Raw genomic sequence first — 15,910 nt, 5'->3', positions numbered from 1 at the left:
ACGGAGGAGAAGAGTAAAAATAAGCCTTTTTTCCCATACTACCCTTATTCTTGCCGTAGGACCGCATCACACCTGAGCTTAAGGAGGCCCGCAGATGAACACTGATTCCCCGGCTACATGCATTTATATCCAGCTTAAGAACCGGGTGACGGTGCCCAAGGGTAAAGGGGTGCTGCTGCGCGATGTCGCTTATCTGATCACTGATCCGCAGTGGCGGGAGCCGCTCTATACACTGCTTGTGCTTCAGCCGAAGGAGAGTGACGGCAATCTGATCCTGATTGATCTGCTGACCGTCATTCCCCGGATTCAGGATGTGTACCCCGATGCGGAGATTCAGCCGATTGGCGAAGGCCGCACCATTGTACAGATTGAAGGTGCGTCTACGGCTGCTAAACCTTCTATAGCCCTGTTCGTGCTGGTCTGGCTGCTGCTGTTCTTCGGCTCGGCGCTGACGATTATGAATTTCCATGCCGATGTCAGCATGCTGGAGGTACAGATCCGGATTGTGGAGATGCTGACCGGCCGCAGGGACGAGCATCCTTATCTGTTTCAGATCGCCTATTCGCTGGGCATCGGGTTTGGGATGGTGATTTTTTTCAATCATTTGTTCAAAAAGAAATGGAACGAGGAGCCGACTCCCCTTGAGGTGGAAATGTTCCTGTATCAGAAGAATATCGATCAATATGTAATCAACGAGGAGTACCGCAAAATGAAACGCCGCAGGGACGAGGCGCCCGGCAGCCGGGAGGGGAGCACATGACCGCACCAATGTCACTCGGACTTCATCTGCTGCTTGGGATTGCCGGGGGAATCGCAGTGGGCGGCGGGGTGATTGCGCTATTCGTAGTGCTGGATATCATCCCCCGGCTGGCGCAGCTTACCTCCTCCTATGACAAGGTTCACTGGTATGAGGGAGCGATGGTCGGCGGTTCCCTGCTGGGGACGGTGAGCGATTTCTGGAACTGGAAAATGGCGGCCGGCCCGCTGATTGAGCTGGGGGTCGGCCTGTTCAACGGCATATTTATCGGCATGCTGGCGGCGGCTCTGACGGAGGTGCTGAATGTCCTGCCGATCCTGGCTAAACGTCTGCATATGACCCATCTGCTGCTTGGTCTCTTAATGGCGATGGTATGCGGCAAGGTAGCGGGGTCGTTGTTCGACTTTTTTGTATATCAACAGTAAAGGGGGCTGGGGAGTGAGGTATATTCACAGCGGTGATCAGATAGAGACGGATCAAAAGAAGGACCGTTCTGCGCAGCAGAAATCGCCGGAGAAAAAGACGCCGGAGCAAGAAGATCAACCGGCTGCGTCCCAGAGCGGCAAGGGTCAGGAGCTGGAGGCGTCGGCGGAGCTGGGCGCGGTGACGGGGCAGAAGCCGCCGGAGCAAAAAGATCAACCGGCTGCATCCCAGAGCGACATAGGACAGGAGCTGGAGGCGTCAGCGGAGCTGGGCGCGGTGACGCGCCCGATTGAAGGCGGGCAGGAGAGCCCGTCGGGCCTGGATGCTCCGCCAGATAGTGGCGGAGACGGGAATGAAGCGGCCCGGGCGGCTAGTCATGGAGAAGCTGGCGGCGGTCAGAGTGCTGCGGCTGGAGAAGGTGAGGATAGCAGCGGTAAGAACGCTGCATCTGGAGATGGCGGGGCTGTCGGCGGGAAAGATGCTGCGGCTACAGATAATGAGGCCAGTCCCGGGGATGATTCCGCATCCGAGAACGGAGACGGTCAGGAATCGTCCGGCGGAGGAATCAAAGGGTTCTTCAGCAGTCTGTTCGGCGACGATGCCGGGCCGGAGGAAGCATCTGCGGAATCCGGTACGGGAGACCAGGCAGCAGACGATTCGCAGCAGGGAATACAAGGTGCAGAAGATTCTGCCTCCGCCGGTTTTGCAGGCCCGGAATCAGCAGATTCCGAAGGTGCGGGTGCACCCGGGCAGACCGGAGCTGCACAGGCAGGGACAGATCATTCAGGAACGGATCATTCAGCTGCGGATTCCGGAGCGGGACAGGGAGCCCATGAAGACGGCAGAGGCCAGTCTCAGGATATGGAAACCTCGGACGAGTTGGGGGCTCAGACGCAGGATAAGAGCCATAAAGGCTTTTTTGCCAGATTATTTGGAGATGATGAAGAGCCTGAGGATCAGGAGGACGGTCAGGAAGCTGGTCAGCCCCAGCAGCCGAAGCAGTCTGCCCCCAAGAAGTCTGCGCCCAAGAAGGCCAAATCGCAGCAGGGAGCGGATTCTGCAAGTAAGTCCAATGACCCTCTGCAGCAAAAACGTGACAATGAACGCTCTGACTCCCTGGAGCAGTCGATTACGTATTGGCAAGGCAACGACAAGATCCCGCAATCCCTGGCGGATGCGAAGAATACACTGACCGAGGTACTTGGGCTGGGCTCCTCCTTCGATATTGTGTTCAGGGAAATGTCCTTCGGCGGGAAAAGTGCGGCGCTGCTCTGCATCAGCGGCTTCGCCAAGGATACGATTATCGATGAAATTCTGAAGCGCCTGACGTATCTGACCCCCGAAAATGTATCGGCAGATGTACTCGCCAGCTTCATGAGTGAATATATTCCCCATGTCCAGGTGGAGAAAGGCGAGCTATTCAGCGAGAGCATCAACAAAGTGTTAGCCGGCATGAGCGTGTTCTTCATTGAAGGCGAATCGCAGGTTATCATCATGGATACCCGTTCGTATCCTTCCCGCAGCCCGGATGAGCCATCGATTGAGCGGGTGGTCCGCGGATCGCGGGACGGCTTCACAGAGACGCTGCTAAGCAACGTGGCTCTGGTTAGAAGACGTATCCGCGACCCTGGGCTGAAGCTGGAGATGCATCAGATTGGACGGCGGACCCGGACAGATGTCTGCTTAGCTTACATCGATGATATCGTGGATAAGACCCAGGTACAGGCCGTTACGGACAAGCTGAAAAGCGTCAATCTCGACGGCATTCCCCTGGCGGACAAGCAGCTGGAGGAAGCGATTGTCGGCGGCGGCTGGAACCCCTATCCGCTGGTCCGTTATTCGGAACGGCCGGATATTGTCGCTTCCCATCTGCTGGAGGGCCGGGTGGTTGTGTTTGTCGATACTTCCCCGAGTGTCATGGTGCTGCCGACGACGTTTTTTGATCTGTGCCAGCATGCGGAAGAGAACCGCCAGACGCCTTTTATGGGAACCTATCTCCGCTGGGTCCGCTTCATCGGGATCTTTGCATCGATGTTCCTGCTTCCGCTGTGGATGCTGATGGTTCTCCATCCGGAACTGAAGCCCGGCATGCTTGATTTCATCGGTCCGCAAAAATCAGCCAATCTCCCGCTCATTGCCCAGTTCCTGATCGTTGAGCTGGGGGTAGACCTGCTGCGGATGGCTGCAGTGCATACACCGACGCCGCTCGGCTCCGCGATGGGGCTGATCGCTGCCATTCTGGTGGGTGATATCGCCGTACAGACCGGGCTGTTTGTCAATGAAGTGGTGCTCTATATGGCGGTGGCTTCTATCGGGATGTTTGCAACGCCGAGCTACGAGCTGGGGCTGGCGAACCGGATTGTCCGGCTTGCGCTGCTGCTGGCGGTGGCTGCTTACGGCATCCCCGGCTTCATGATCGGGACGACGCTGCTGGTGGTGCTGCTGACCACGCACCGTTCGTATAACTCTCCTTACATGTGGCCGTTTATACCATTTAATGCAAAAGCCATGGCGGAGATCCTCCTGCGTCAGCCGGTGCTCAGCTCCAAAACAAGGCCATCCTTCAACAAAACAAGAGATAGCACCCGGATGCCTGAGCATAAGGATGCCCCGCGCAAGTCGTAGGAAAATACAAATCAACTGCAAAAAAGTCCATTCAATGGTGTTCCCTCTGTCTGTTATACTGAATATACTGAACAGCCCCGCAATAAGCCGGATCTGTATTCTGAGCATCTGTTTCAGGAACGCATCGGGGCCCCAAATCATATACTAGACAGGGTGGAACGGATGATTCCACAGAAATTGGAGGACTGCGCAATGTTTTTACACGGGACGAGCCGAATCAATGATGCAGGGCATTTGGAGATCGGCGGATGTGATGTAACCGAATTGAAGGCGGAGTATGGGACACCGCTATATATAGTGGACGAGCAATTGGTCCGCCGCCGCTGCCGCGAGTATATGGAGGCGTTCACAGCTTCCGGTCTCGGGTTCCAGGTGGCTTATGCCAGCAAGGCGTTCTCGACAATGGCGATGTGCCGGCTTGCGGATGAGGAAGGCCTGTCGCTGGACGTGGTCTCCGATGGAGAGCTGTATACTGCGCTGCAAGCCGGTTTCCCGGCGGAACGCATTCATTTCCACGGCAATAATAAGACACCGGATGAGATTGAGATGGCGATCGATGCAGGGATTGGCTGCTTTGTCGCCGATAATCTGGTGGAGCTCCGTCTGCTTCAGTCCATTGCCGCCCGCAGAGAAGTGACTGTTAATATTCTGCTGCGCGTTACGCCTGGAGTGGAAGCCCATGCCCACCATGCCTACGCATCGACAGGACAGACCGACTCCAAATTCGGCTTTGATATCGGCAACGGCTCGGCCCGTGAAGCGGTCAGTCTGGCTGACAGCCTGGCTAATCTGAACCTGCTCGGCGTGCATTCGCATATCGGGTCGCAGATTTTTGAGACCGAGGGCTTCCAGCTTGCCGTTGAACGTATTGCCGAGTTCACCCGTACCGTCAAGGAAGAGCTGGGAATCTCCTTCCCTGTAGTCAACCTGGGTGGAGGCTTTGGAATCCGTTATGTGGACGGCGATACGCCGCTGCAGGTGTCCGAATATGTCGCAGCCATCACAGATGCAGTGAAGACCCACTTCGCCGGCATTAACGATTCGCTGCCGCAGATCTGGGTAGAGCCGGGCCGCAGTATCGTAGGGGATGCCGGAACGACTCTGTACACGGTTGGAACCAGCAAGGAAATTCCGGGAGTGCGCAAATATGTAGCCGTTGACGGCGGCATGACAGATAATCCGCGTCCGGCCCTGTATGAATCCAAGTACGAAGCGCTGCTGGCAAGCCGTGCGACTGAGCCTAACGTGGAGAAGGTATCCATCGCCGGCAAATGCTGCGAGAGCGGCGATATGCTGATCTGGGACGTTGAGCTGCCTAAGGTGGAGAGCGGCGATTTGCTGGCTGTGGCCTGCACAGGGGCATACAATTACTCCATGGCCAGCAACTACAACCGTATCCGCCGTCCGGCGGTGGTGTTCGTGCAGAACGGGCAGAGCGATCTGGTTGTACGCCGCGAGTCCCATCAGGACATTGTTGCCAATGATATTGTGCCTGCACGGATTGCCAAACAAGCCGTTACGAAATAAGAAGACTATAGGGTTGTGCTATAGCGGCAGGCGGGAAGACTTCCCGCTTGCTTTGCTTTGTGCCCCGTTTCATAGTAAACTAATAAACGTGTTCTACATCTGTCATTTCGAAAGGGGTCATTTACATATGGCTAAGCAAGCGAAAATTACACTCGAAAACGGCGGCGTCGTGCTGATCGACTTGTTCGATCAGGATGCGCCTAATACAGTAGCAAACTTTGAGAAGCTGGCAAAAGACGGCTTCTACAACGGATTGTTGTTCCACCGCGTGATTCCAGGCTTCGTAGCACAAGGCGGCTGCCCGAACGGAACAGGCACCGGCGGTCCTGGCTACACCATCAACTGCGAGATTAACCCGAACAAGCACGAGCGCGGCTCCCTGGCTATGGCCCATGCCGGCAAGAACACAGGCGGAAGCCAGTTCTATATCGCTTACGCTCCACAGCCGCACCTTGACGGAGTACACACAGTATTCGGTAAAGTGGTTGAAGGCATGGATCTGGTTGACGCTTTCAAAGGCCGCGACAAGATGACGACCGTTGAAATTGTAGAAGCTTAATACTAGCATTCTGTAGACGCTATTGGGGGAGGTTCTTCTCTTCCACAGGCATCGCCGAAGCACCCGGCTGGGTAATCCAGCCGGGTGCTTTTTGCCGTACGGAGAATTGTACGAATATTAGTTGGATTTCCTCCACTTGCTCAGGAGCTGAGGAAAGCTTGTCAGGAAACAGTTGGAAAAACAGCACTTAAAATGCTGCAAATCGAACAGAGTGGAGTGAATACACGAAATTAAATGACGTTTATCCAATTAATTTCCTCGAAAGCTCCAAATCATCCGAAACAAGATACGTTATTCCAACTAATATGCTCCTGAATCCGCCGAAAGTCGGCACGAGGCGGGAATGAGGAGCACAAGTGCCCCTGAATCCGCCGAAAGTCGGCACGAGGCGGGAATGAGGAGCACAAGTGCCCCTGAATCCGCAGAAAGTGGGCGCGAGGCAGGAATGAGGAGCACAAGTGCCCCTGAATTCGCAGAAAGTGGGCGCGAGGCAGGAATGAGGAGCACAAGTGCCCCTGAATCCGCCGAAAGTCGGCACGAGGCAGGAATGAGGAGCACAAGTGCCCCTGAATCCGCAGAAAGTCGGCGCGAGACGGGAATGAGGAGCACAAGTGCCCCTGAATCCATCCCCTCCGTTTACCGGCCAAGTTTCCGGCTGGCTGCGGCACGGCGGGCGGTGTACAGCTCCGGCAGCTTGAAGAAGATCAGGAACATCAGGAGGAAGATGACGAAGGCGAAGGCTTCTTCAACCAGCAGATAGTATGGATAAGAGCCGAAATAGTCCAGTACCGAGAACGTGCTGGGCTTGTGCATCAGGAACATATAGTTGGAGTCCAGCAGCACATTGGCGGCGTAGACGCACGCGGCGACAAGGTTCAGGCAGAGCATGGTGAAGAACAGCGAGCGCCAGGTGGGCTTATATCCTTCGACCCAGGTCATGTACAGGGATGCAAGTATGATCGACCCGTGGGCGATGAAGAACAGCAGGAAGCGGAAATGCGGAAACGGATAGACCAGATTAGGGGTAAGCAGGGCAATGAATGCACCGCCGATTCCGGCAAAATATAGAAAGCTGTACAGCAGTCTGCTGCGCGTGAGCAGCATCACGACTGACAGGAGCAGGGTAATTCCGCATAGTTCCAGCGGCAGGGAGGAGCTTCGGCTCCAGCTGTCATGGGACAGATACCAGACATGCAGGCCTCCCTCAGAAGCAGCCAGCAGCAGGATCAGCAGCAGGCGTACGCCTAATCGCAGGCCGGACCGGCTGCGGAGGGCGAAGCGGGCCCCAAAGAGCGCCAGGCAGCATAGAGCAATAATAGCCAGGGCAACGAGATGGGAGACGGAGAGCATGACGAAATCACTGTCACGGGCACGGTCCCAGAATAAAGTTCGGTTCACTTGGAATCTCTCCTTGAATCCTGAATTAAGGGTTTCATAATAATTTCTTTAATTTTAACCCATTTCTGATTCTAAAGTTCTACTCTTAGGTGATATAAGTATATATCGTCTGTAGTGGGCAGAAAAGTCAGGTTTACTAGTTTATTTACATAAGATGGACTCTTAGCCCGTATACATAACGAAACTTCAGGTGGAGTGTGTCCTTACCGGTGCGTTCAGCAGCCATCTTTTTAGCAGGTATGCTTCAAATCATTCAATCGAAAGAACGGGGGCTTATGGGAAATGGTGAAAAAAAGAACAAGCCTGGCAGTAGTCCTGGTCATGTTATTTGTGCAATTGGTCTCAGGGCTGGGCTTCACCCGGCAGGCTACAGCGGCGGCCATTGAACAGGACCGGGACATTATTACGAGCGTATCCATGGCGGTATATGGTCCGGATGGACAGACGGTGACAGGCAGTGTGTATGATGTGGATTCCACCGTGAGGCTGGACTATACTTGGTCGCTTCCTAACGGCCACGGCTATAGCCAGGGAGATACTTTTGCTTTCCAGCTTCCCGAGCAGTTCCAGCTCTTCAATGACATTCAGGGCGGACTGGAATCGGACGATGGGACGGTAGGCACATTCACAGTCAGCCAGGCTACCCATCAGGTAGTGATGACGTTCAATGATTACATCGAGAGTCATGCCAATGTGCAGGGGACCTTACGTATTAATACCCAATTTGATAAAAAAGTGATCAGCGGCAGCACCGTCCAGCAGATTCTGTTCCCGGTGAACGGCGGAGTCCAAACGGTTACGGTATCGTTCAAGCCCACTGTAGGCTCGACGATTACCAAGAAGGGAATCTCCAGCGGCTTCAACGCGGATCATATTGACTGGACCGTCGATGTGAACAAAAGACTGGAGCCGGTAAGCGGCGCTGCTGTGACCGACCCGATTCCTGCCGGGCTGGCACTGGACAGCACGGTTACACTTGCCGTCTACCAGCTGAATGTTCAGCTTGACGGCACAGCTACGCAAGGCCAGCTGGTAGACAGCAGCAAATATACTGCCGGTGTCTCCGGCGGGACGCTGAAGCTTCAGTTCACGGACCCTGTGATTACAGGGGCATACCGTATCGCTTATACCACGCAGGTAGTGAGTGATAACTTGTCCAGCTTCACCAACCAGGCAACCTTCACAGGGGACGGCCGTAATCCGGTAAGCGCATCGGATACAGTAGTCATTGAACGAGGCGGCAGCCTTAACAAAAAAGTTGTCCGTTATGACTGGGGCACTCAGACCATTAACTGGGCTATCGAATACAACTACAATAACCGGACGATCTCCCCGGAGAACGCGGTGTTGACGGATGTGTTCAACAGCTCCCAGGTGCTCCTGGAGAACTCGGTGCGGATCTATCCGGTTACGCTGAATGCAGCCGGAGAAGCTGCTAAGGGCACGGCTCTGAATGCAGGCAGTGATTACACAGTAACACCAGTTAGCGGCGAATCCGGCAACGGATTCAGACTGGAGTTCAAGAATACGGTGAAATCGGCTTACCTGATCGAATATACGACCAAAGCCGCAGACCGTGTGTTTGGCGATACGAAGATTACCAACACTGTCTCTGACAGTACCTATAGCAGCAACGCTACTCAACTGATCCGGCCTATTATTATCTATAAGAATCTGTCCGGGGTGGATTACAACAAACACACGACAGACTGGAAAATCACGTTCAACGGTGACAATTATCCAATGAACGAAGTAGTGGTTACCGACAGCTTCCCGCAGGGAGGACAGAAGTACATCTCAGGTTCACTGGTGGTCCGTACTCTTTCCGGCACAGTGATCCCTCCATCGGCTTATACCCTGATTGTGAATTCACCGGCACAGCCTAACAAAGGCTTCCAGGTGAAGTTCAACGCACCGGTTACAGGTACTTATACCATTAGTTATCAGACGGAATTCAGCAATGACTGGCTTACCGGCAATACAAATGATTTCATCAACGTGGCCCGGATTGACTGGAAGGACAGCCAGAACAAGCCACAGTGGACTGAAGCCAGCGGGAAGTTCATTCCTAATTCCGAGGTGAAGAACAACGGGTTCAAGTCAGGAACGTATGACGCTTCTGCCAAAGAGCTGACCTGGACCGTAGGTATTAATTACAACAGCAAATCCATTGCTGATCCTGTAGTAACGGATATACTGGGTGATGGTCAGTCCCTTGTACCTGGCTCACTTAAGGTATACAAGATGAATATTGCCAAGGATGGAACGCATAGTCCTGGCGCTGAGGTGGACGGTACTGAGTTCAGCTATAGCGTGGGAAGCCTCAATGAGCTGAGAGTTGATTTTGACAAAGCCATTAATTCGCCTTATTATATCGTGTTCAAGACCAGTCTGGCCGGACAGCTAATTGGAACCAAGGTAGCCAATACAGCGAACCTGCTGGATGGCACGAAGAAGGTATCGAAGGATCTGAAGGCCAGCGTAGATATCCCGCACGGGGATGAATATGTGTTCAAGGACGGCGCGCAGAACGGAGATAAGCTGAACTGGACCATTGCGATCAACCGGACCCAGTCCCATGTAAAAGATGCCGTGATCACCGATGTGCCAAGCACGAATCAGATCCTGCTGCCGGACAGCTTCCAGCTGTACCGTACGGTTACGGCCGTGAACGGCGAAGTGACAAAGAGCGGTCCAGCACTTGTGAAGGATACCGATTACACCTTAACTATCAGCGCCGATGCACAGGGCAGACAATCCTTCGTCTTAAGCTTCCCTGGTGACATCCATTCCGCTTATGTGCTGGAATATCAGTCGCTGATCGTTGCGAACACTGGCGATAAGCTGGTTAACTCTGTGAGCTTCAGCGGCAATAACGTCAAGCTTATCACCAAGGAGACGACCAAGGAGATTATCGTAGGAGTGTCCAGCGGTTCGGGAACAGGCAGCGGCGTCAGAGGGACGCTTAATGTCTTCAAGCTGGAAGCAGGCAATGTTGCAAAACCGCTGGCGGGAGCTACCTATGAGCTATACCGTCTGAACGGAAATGACCGGGTGCTGGTGAATACCCGCACCACTGATGCAGCAGGCATCGCGGCGTTCAACAATCTGTGGCTGGGCAGTTATGTCCTGATTGAAACAATAGCACCGCAGGGCTATGTGCTTGATTCCACCGAGCATCCGGTGACAATCGGCTCATCGGCCGTGCTGAATCTTACCTTGTATAATAAGCTGGCGGAGCAGCCAACGCCGACAGTAGCACCAACGCCGACTGTAACTCCTGTGCCGACTGAGACACCTGTAGAGACTACAGTTCCGACTACAGTTCCATCGCCAGTGCCTACAGATTCTACGGGGCCAGAGGCTACACCTGTTCCGACATCACCTGCTGGAGGTCCGGTATTTACTCCGGTTCCCACACCTGCCGGTACATTCGAACCGGGAGTCATTATCGATGATCCGCAGATTCCTGCAGGACCAGGCTTGCCGGGAACTCCGCAGCCCTCGGCTCCGGCAGCAACTGTGACTCCGGGACCGGTAGCACCTGAAGTGGTGACGCCAATCGACGATAATATCCCGCTGGGCAATCCGGAAGTAGATGTTGAAGACGATCCGGTTCCGCAAGGGACGGTCTCGGGTACAAACGACGGCAGCGGCAGACTGCCGCAGACCGGAGAGAGCAGCCCGCTGCCGATCTACCTGACGGGTGCAGGCCTGATTCTGGGCGGCTTCATCCTCAGCCGGGTATTCCGCAGAACACGCAAGCAGGACTAGGCAGAATTAGAGCAGCTGAATAAGGGTACAGGAGGTACGGGGACGCTCAGCGTTCCCGTACCTTTTTGGAATATATAGTGGCTCTATCGCAAACTATATACCGTTTATACATTTTTCAACTTGCATCTTGCTATACGTATCGCTATAAATGCTATAATAATTTCAAATTCAAAGTTTCGGAGGGATGGTTCGTCATGTGGAAGGAATTCAAAAGCTTCGCCATGAAAGGGAATGTACTTGATCTGGCGGTTGCCGTAATCATTGGAGCGGCATTCGGCAAAATTGTTACCTCGCTGGTGGGAGACATCATTATGCCGCTTATCGGTCTGATCAGTGGAGGGATTGATCTGAAGGAACTTAGCTTTGGCATTGGTGAAGCGGAAGTGAAGTACGGCCTGTTCCTCCAGACCGTAGTCGATTTCTTCATTATTTCCTTCTCCATCTTCATGGTGGTGAAGCTGAGCAGCCGGTTCAGACGTAAGGAGACCGTCAAGGTTGAGGTTGTGGAGACACCTGCCCCGACACCGGATGTGGTCCTGCTCACGGAAATCCGCGATCTGCTGAGAGCGGACAAGCAGCGTGAGACGGGTGTATAAGGGAATTAAGTTACATAAATATAGTAAATTTCCGAAGCACACTTGCATTTCCCGCAGTGAAGTGATAATTTTGTTGTAGGCGTAACTTGGTATTGAACTGAATAGATCAATCCTTCAGGGCAGGGTGTGATTCCCTACCGGCGGTGATGTTGACGGATCTGGCTGAATATTGCTGGTTCCGGTGCTTAGTCCGCTACCCGCTTCGTATGATATAGATACGGACGGTGGACCCGGTGTAATTCCGGGACCGACAGTATAGTCTGGATGGAAGAAGGAGAGATTCACGCGCCGCGCTTGCAACAGGCGGCCGAGCAGCAGTGTTTTCGGAACTTATGTGCGAACTTTCACAATGCCGGAGGTCCGGCGTTTATTTACGCATATTTTCTTTGCTGCGATCACCTCTCGTATATCCCGTCTTGAACTCCTCCTGGAGATTGAGACGGGTTTTTCTGTTTATAGTTTGGTACACATAAAGACTACAGCCTTGGGATAGGAGGCAAGACATGGATAAGATGAACGATGAGTTTTACATGTCCCTTGCGCTGGATATGGCGGAGCGGGCACAGGGCCAGACGGGAATTAATCCTGTGGTCGGCTGCGTAGTTGTGAAGGACGGCGCCATGATCGGGATTGGAACCCATCTGCAGCGCGGAACCGGACACGCCGAGGTGCATGCGCTCAATATGGCAGCCGGTAAAGCGCAAGGGAGTACAGCCTATGTTACGTTGGAGCCTTGCAGTCATTACGGCATTACGCCTCCTTGCAGCCAGCGTCTGATCGATGAAGGGGTGGCGAGAGTGGTTGTCGCCTGTGAGGACCCCAACCCTCAGGTGGCAGGCCGGGGAATAGCGATGCTGCGCGAGCAGGGGATTGATGTTGAAGTAGGTTTGCTGCGGGGCCGGGCGCTGCGGCTGAACGAGAAGTTCATCAAGTATATTTTGACGAAGCAGCCGTTCGTAACCTTGAAGAGCGCCAGCACACTGGACGGCAAAATCGCCACACGGACCGGAGACAGCAAGTGGATCTCGAATGCAGAGGCACGGGAGATCGTACATACCCTGCGTCATCGCCATCAGGGGATTATGGTCGGGGTGAATACGGTGATTGCCGATAACCCTTCGCTGACGACCAGACTGAATGTACCCGGACGGAATCCGGTGCGGATTATCATTGACTCCTCGCTGCGCCTTCCGCTGGACAGCGCTGTGGTCAAGGACGGACTCGCGCCTACGGTGGTTGTGACGACAGAGGCAGCCGATCCTGACCGCAGAGCAGCGCTGCTGGCTGCAGGGTTAGAGGTGATTGCTGCGGGCAGCGGTCCGCGTGTAGATCTGCAGGCGGCTATGGCTGCGCTCGGTGCAATGGAGATTGGGTCCATTCTGCTGGAAGGCGGCGGAACGCTGAATGGGGCGATGCTTGCAGAGGGACTGGTTGACCGGGTGGTCCTCTTCTTCGCTCCGAAGATTGTCGGCGGCGGCGCGCAAGCAGCGGGTACCTTCGACTTCGGGGGTGTGGAGCTGATGCGTGATGCCATCCAGCTTGAAGGATTGGAAGTGGAAGTGCTCGGGGATAATGTGTGTATCAGCGGCACCCCGGTTCCTCAGCAGTAACCGAATATTCAGGAAGGAGGGATGGTATGTTTACCGGCTTAATTGAAGAGGTGGGAGTTCTGCGCAGCGTCACCAGCGGCGGGGAGATGATGGTGCTGAATATCGGCGCCTCGCTTATCATGGGAGATCTCAAGATCGGCGACAGTGTGGCGGTCAATGGAGTCTGTCTCACGGCAACCTCACTCGGGGACCATCATTTCACCGTTGACGTCATGCCCGAGACTTACCGCAACAGTACACTCAAGGAGCTGCGCACCGGGTCCAAAATGAATCTGGAACGTGCCATGGCTGCCGGCGGACGCTTCGGAGGGCATATTGTCCAGGGGCATGTGGATGGAACCGCTGAGATCCGCAGCGTCAGGCGCGATCAGAATGCAGTGGTGTTCGAGATTGCCCCGGACCGCAAATCCCTGTTCAAATTCATCATTCCCAAAGGCTCCATTACGATAGACGGCATCAGCCTTACGGTTGTGAGGACGGAAGCCGCAACCTTCAACGTGTCGATTATCCCGCACACGCTGGGAGAGACGGTGCTGGCCCACAAGCGGGCAGGAGACCGGGTGAATATCGAATGTGATGTGCTCGGTAAATACGTGGACCATCTGCTCCATTACGGTTCGCGTGCAAGCAATGAAGATGATGGGGGAAGCTCGAAGATCAGCCATGATTTTTTGGCGGCCAACGGGTTCGTATAATCTATAGATCAGGCATACGGCAAGCGTATAGCCATTAGGAGGACGGAAATATGAGCCAGCAAGCTGATAAGGACAGTGTTCTAGACCCGATTGAAGATGCGATCTACGACTTAATGCGCGGTAAGGTCGTTATCGTTGTAGATGATGAAGACCGTGAGAATGAAGGAGACTTCGTCGCTCTGGCGGAACGGGCTACCCCGGAAGTGATTAACTTCATGATTACTGAAGGACGCGGCCTGGTCTGCGTACCGATTACGGCAGAGCGTGCAGAGGAGCTGGACCTGCATCCGATGGTGTCCCAGAATACCGATAATCATGGTACGGCGTTCACGGTATCTATTGACTACGCGGATACGACTACCGGCATCTCGGCCGGTGAACGCTCCCAGACGATTAAGGCCATGCTAGACCCGAAGGCGAAGCCGGCCGACTTCCGCAGACCGGGGCATATGTTCCCGCTGATCGCCAAAAAAGGCGGAGTCCTGCGGCGTTCCGGGCACACGGAGGCTGCTGTTGATCTGGCCCGCATGTGCGGGGCTTATCCGGCAGGTGTCATCTGTGAAGTGGTGAAGGTGGACGGTACGATGGCCCGCCTGCCTGACCTGATTGAGATCGCTAAGAAGCATGACCTTAAGCTGATCAGCATCAAGGACCTCATTCACTACCGTAACGAGAAGGAGCATCTGGTTACCCGTGAGGTAGCAGTGAATCTGCCGACGGATTTCGGTGATTTCCAGACCATTGCCTATACGAATGAGGTGGACGACAAGGAGCACGTTGCCCTGGTTAAAGGCGATATCTCCGGGGATGAGCCGGTACTCGTACGTGTGCATTCCGAGTGCCTGACCGGCGATGTGTTCCATTCGCACCGCTGTGACTGCGGTCCGCAGTTCGAAGCGGCGCTGCGCCAGATTGAAGAAGCCGGCAGAGGTGTACTCCTCTATATGCGCCAGGAGGGCCGGGGCATTGGCCTGATCAACAAGCTGCGCGCCTACAAGCTGCAGGAAGAAGGGCTGGATACTGTGGATGCCAACCTGAAGCTGGGCTTCGCGGCGGATCTGCGGGATTATGGCATCGGGGCACAGATTCTTAAGGATCTTGGCATCCGCCAGATCCGGCTGCTGACCAACAACCCGCGCAAGATCAAGGGGCTGGAAGGCTATGGCCTTGAGGTGGTGGAGCGCGTAGCGATCCAGATGCCGGAGAACAAGGACAATACCAATTATCTTCATACGAAGCAGGCGAAGCTTGGGCATCTGCTGAATTTTGACAAGATCGAACAGAATGAGAATACCAAAATTTAATCATAGATTACCTATCCTATACACGAAGGGTTGATGAGTAGTATGCCGAATTATTTTGAAGGACATTTAGTATCTGAGGGCTTGAAATATGGGGTTGTCGTAGGACGTTTCAATGAGTTCATTACCAGCAAGCTGCTCTCCGGGGCACTCGATGCCTTCAAGCGCCATGGGGTTGCCGATGATGAAGTGGATGTGGCCTGGGTACCGGGCGTATTCGAAATTCCGCTGATTGCCCAAAAAATGGCCGAAAGCGGCAAATATGACGCCGTTATCACGCTGGGTACAGTCATTCGCGGATCTACAACACACTATGATTATGTGTGCAACGAGGTGGCCAAAGGTGTGGCGGCGATTAATCTTAAGACGGGTGTTCCGACTATTTTCGGTGTGGTTACGACGGAGAATATTGAACAGGCTATTGAGCGCTCAGGAACCAAGGCCGGCAATAAAGGCTGGGATGCAGCGACTGCCGCGATCGAAATGGCTAACCTGAATAAGATGTTCAAATAATACACCTCTTGACGAAAGAGCGTAAATCGTGCTTATTTATAGGTATGAGAAGAAAGCATGAAAATAGATCTTTCTACTTGTGTAGCGTCCTTGCGGCGCTGCACTTTACTTTTTTTGGGCTGGAGGAAACCG

12 protein-coding genes and 1 riboswitch are annotated in these 15,910 nt (G+C 54.1%); of the genes, 11 read left to right on the top strand and 1 reads right to left on the bottom strand.

Going from position 1 to position 15,910, the window contains the following annotated elements; genetic code table 11:
- Positions 1–94: 94 nt before the first annotated feature.
- The 5 genes from J2Z70_RS05280 to J2Z70_RS05260 all read left to right on the top strand — a co-directional run bounded on the left by J2Z70_RS05280 (position 95) and on the right by J2Z70_RS05260 (position 5,891).
- Entirely contained in the window at positions 95–760 is a 666-nt protein-coding gene (locus tag J2Z70_RS05280) for a stage V sporulation protein AA (protein WP_209870091.1), read from the top strand.
- Entirely contained in the window at positions 757–1,182 is a 426-nt protein-coding gene (locus J2Z70_RS05275) for a stage V sporulation protein AB (protein ID WP_036727417.1), read from the top strand. Before J2Z70_RS05280 ends, J2Z70_RS05275 begins: the two co-directional genes overlap by 4 nt.
- An 877-nt stretch (positions 1,183–2,059) precedes the next feature.
- Positions 2,060–3,805 (top strand): spore germination protein, encoded by a 1,746-nt coding sequence (locus tag J2Z70_RS05270; protein WP_425355099.1) that lies wholly within the window; start codon positions 2,060–2,062, stop codon positions 3,803–3,805.
- Positions 3,806–3,997: 192 nt separating this feature from the next.
- Positions 3,998–5,332, top strand: coding sequence for a diaminopimelate decarboxylase (gene lysA, locus J2Z70_RS05265; protein WP_209870088.1), 1,335 nt, complete (start codon positions 3,998–4,000; stop codon positions 5,330–5,332).
- 127 nt (positions 5,333–5,459) lie between these two features.
- On the top strand, positions 5,460–5,891 hold the full coding sequence (locus J2Z70_RS05260; RefSeq protein ID WP_036727386.1) for a peptidylprolyl isomerase: 432 nt from the start codon (positions 5,460–5,462) through the stop codon (positions 5,889–5,891).
- A 636-nt stretch (positions 5,892–6,527) separates the two neighbouring features.
- On the opposite strand, the gene J2Z70_RS05255 is transcribed toward J2Z70_RS05260, so the two are convergent.
- A complete protein-coding gene (locus J2Z70_RS05255; RefSeq protein WP_209870085.1) occupies positions 6,528–7,289 on the bottom strand; it encodes a YwaF family protein in 762 nt (253 codons plus the stop codon).
- Positions 7,290–7,571: 282 nt separating this feature from the next.
- Between J2Z70_RS05255 and J2Z70_RS05250 the strand changes: the two genes are divergently transcribed.
- The 6 genes from J2Z70_RS05250 (at position 7,572) to ribH (ending at position 15,778) form a co-directional block, all read left to right on the top strand.
- Positions 7,572–11,063 carry a collagen binding domain-containing protein gene (locus J2Z70_RS05250; RefSeq protein WP_209870082.1) on the top strand — a complete coding sequence of 1,164 codons (3,492 nt, stop codon included), beginning with the start codon at positions 7,572–7,574 and terminating at the stop codon, positions 11,061–11,063.
- A 194-nt stretch (positions 11,064–11,257) separates the two neighbouring features.
- Positions 11,258–11,659: a large conductance mechanosensitive channel protein MscL gene (gene mscL, locus J2Z70_RS05245; RefSeq protein WP_209870079.1), complete on the top strand. Its 402-nt coding sequence runs from the start codon at positions 11,258–11,260 to the stop codon at positions 11,657–11,659.
- Positions 11,660–11,765: 106 nt separating this feature from the next.
- A riboswitch (FMN riboswitch) is annotated at positions 11,766–11,939 on the top strand.
- Positions 11,940–12,162: 223 nt separating this feature from the next.
- The gene (gene ribD, locus J2Z70_RS05240; protein ID WP_209870076.1) at positions 12,163–13,269 is read left to right on the top strand and encodes a bifunctional diaminohydroxyphosphoribosylaminopyrimidine deaminase/5-amino-6-(5-phosphoribosylamino)uracil reductase RibD; all 1,107 of its coding nucleotides are present in this window, start codon (positions 12,163–12,165) and stop codon (positions 13,267–13,269) included.
- A 26-nt stretch (positions 13,270–13,295) separates the two neighbouring features.
- Complete coding sequence (gene ribE, locus J2Z70_RS05235; RefSeq protein WP_209870073.1) at positions 13,296–13,964, top strand: riboflavin synthase; 669 nt, start codon at positions 13,296–13,298, stop codon at positions 13,962–13,964.
- 50 nt (positions 13,965–14,014) lie between these two features.
- The gene (locus J2Z70_RS05230) at positions 14,015–15,268 is read left to right on the top strand and encodes a bifunctional 3,4-dihydroxy-2-butanone-4-phosphate synthase/GTP cyclohydrolase II (RefSeq protein ID WP_209870071.1); all 1,254 of its coding nucleotides are present in this window, start codon (positions 14,015–14,017) and stop codon (positions 15,266–15,268) included.
- 42 nt (positions 15,269–15,310) lie between these two features.
- Positions 15,311–15,778 carry a 6,7-dimethyl-8-ribityllumazine synthase gene (gene ribH / locus J2Z70_RS05225; protein ID WP_209870069.1) on the top strand — a complete coding sequence of 156 codons (468 nt, stop codon included), beginning with the start codon at positions 15,311–15,313 and terminating at the stop codon, positions 15,776–15,778.
- The last annotated feature ends 132 nt before the right edge of the window (positions 15,779–15,910 follow it).

This window comes from Paenibacillus silagei (genome assembly GCF_017874735.1).
In the GTDB taxonomy this organism is placed as follows: Bacteria; Bacillota; Bacilli; order Paenibacillales; family Paenibacillaceae; genus Paenibacillus_AQ; species Paenibacillus_AQ silagei.
Note: the sequence above shows the minus strand (reverse complement) of the source record. Positions and strands in the feature narration are given on the sequence as shown.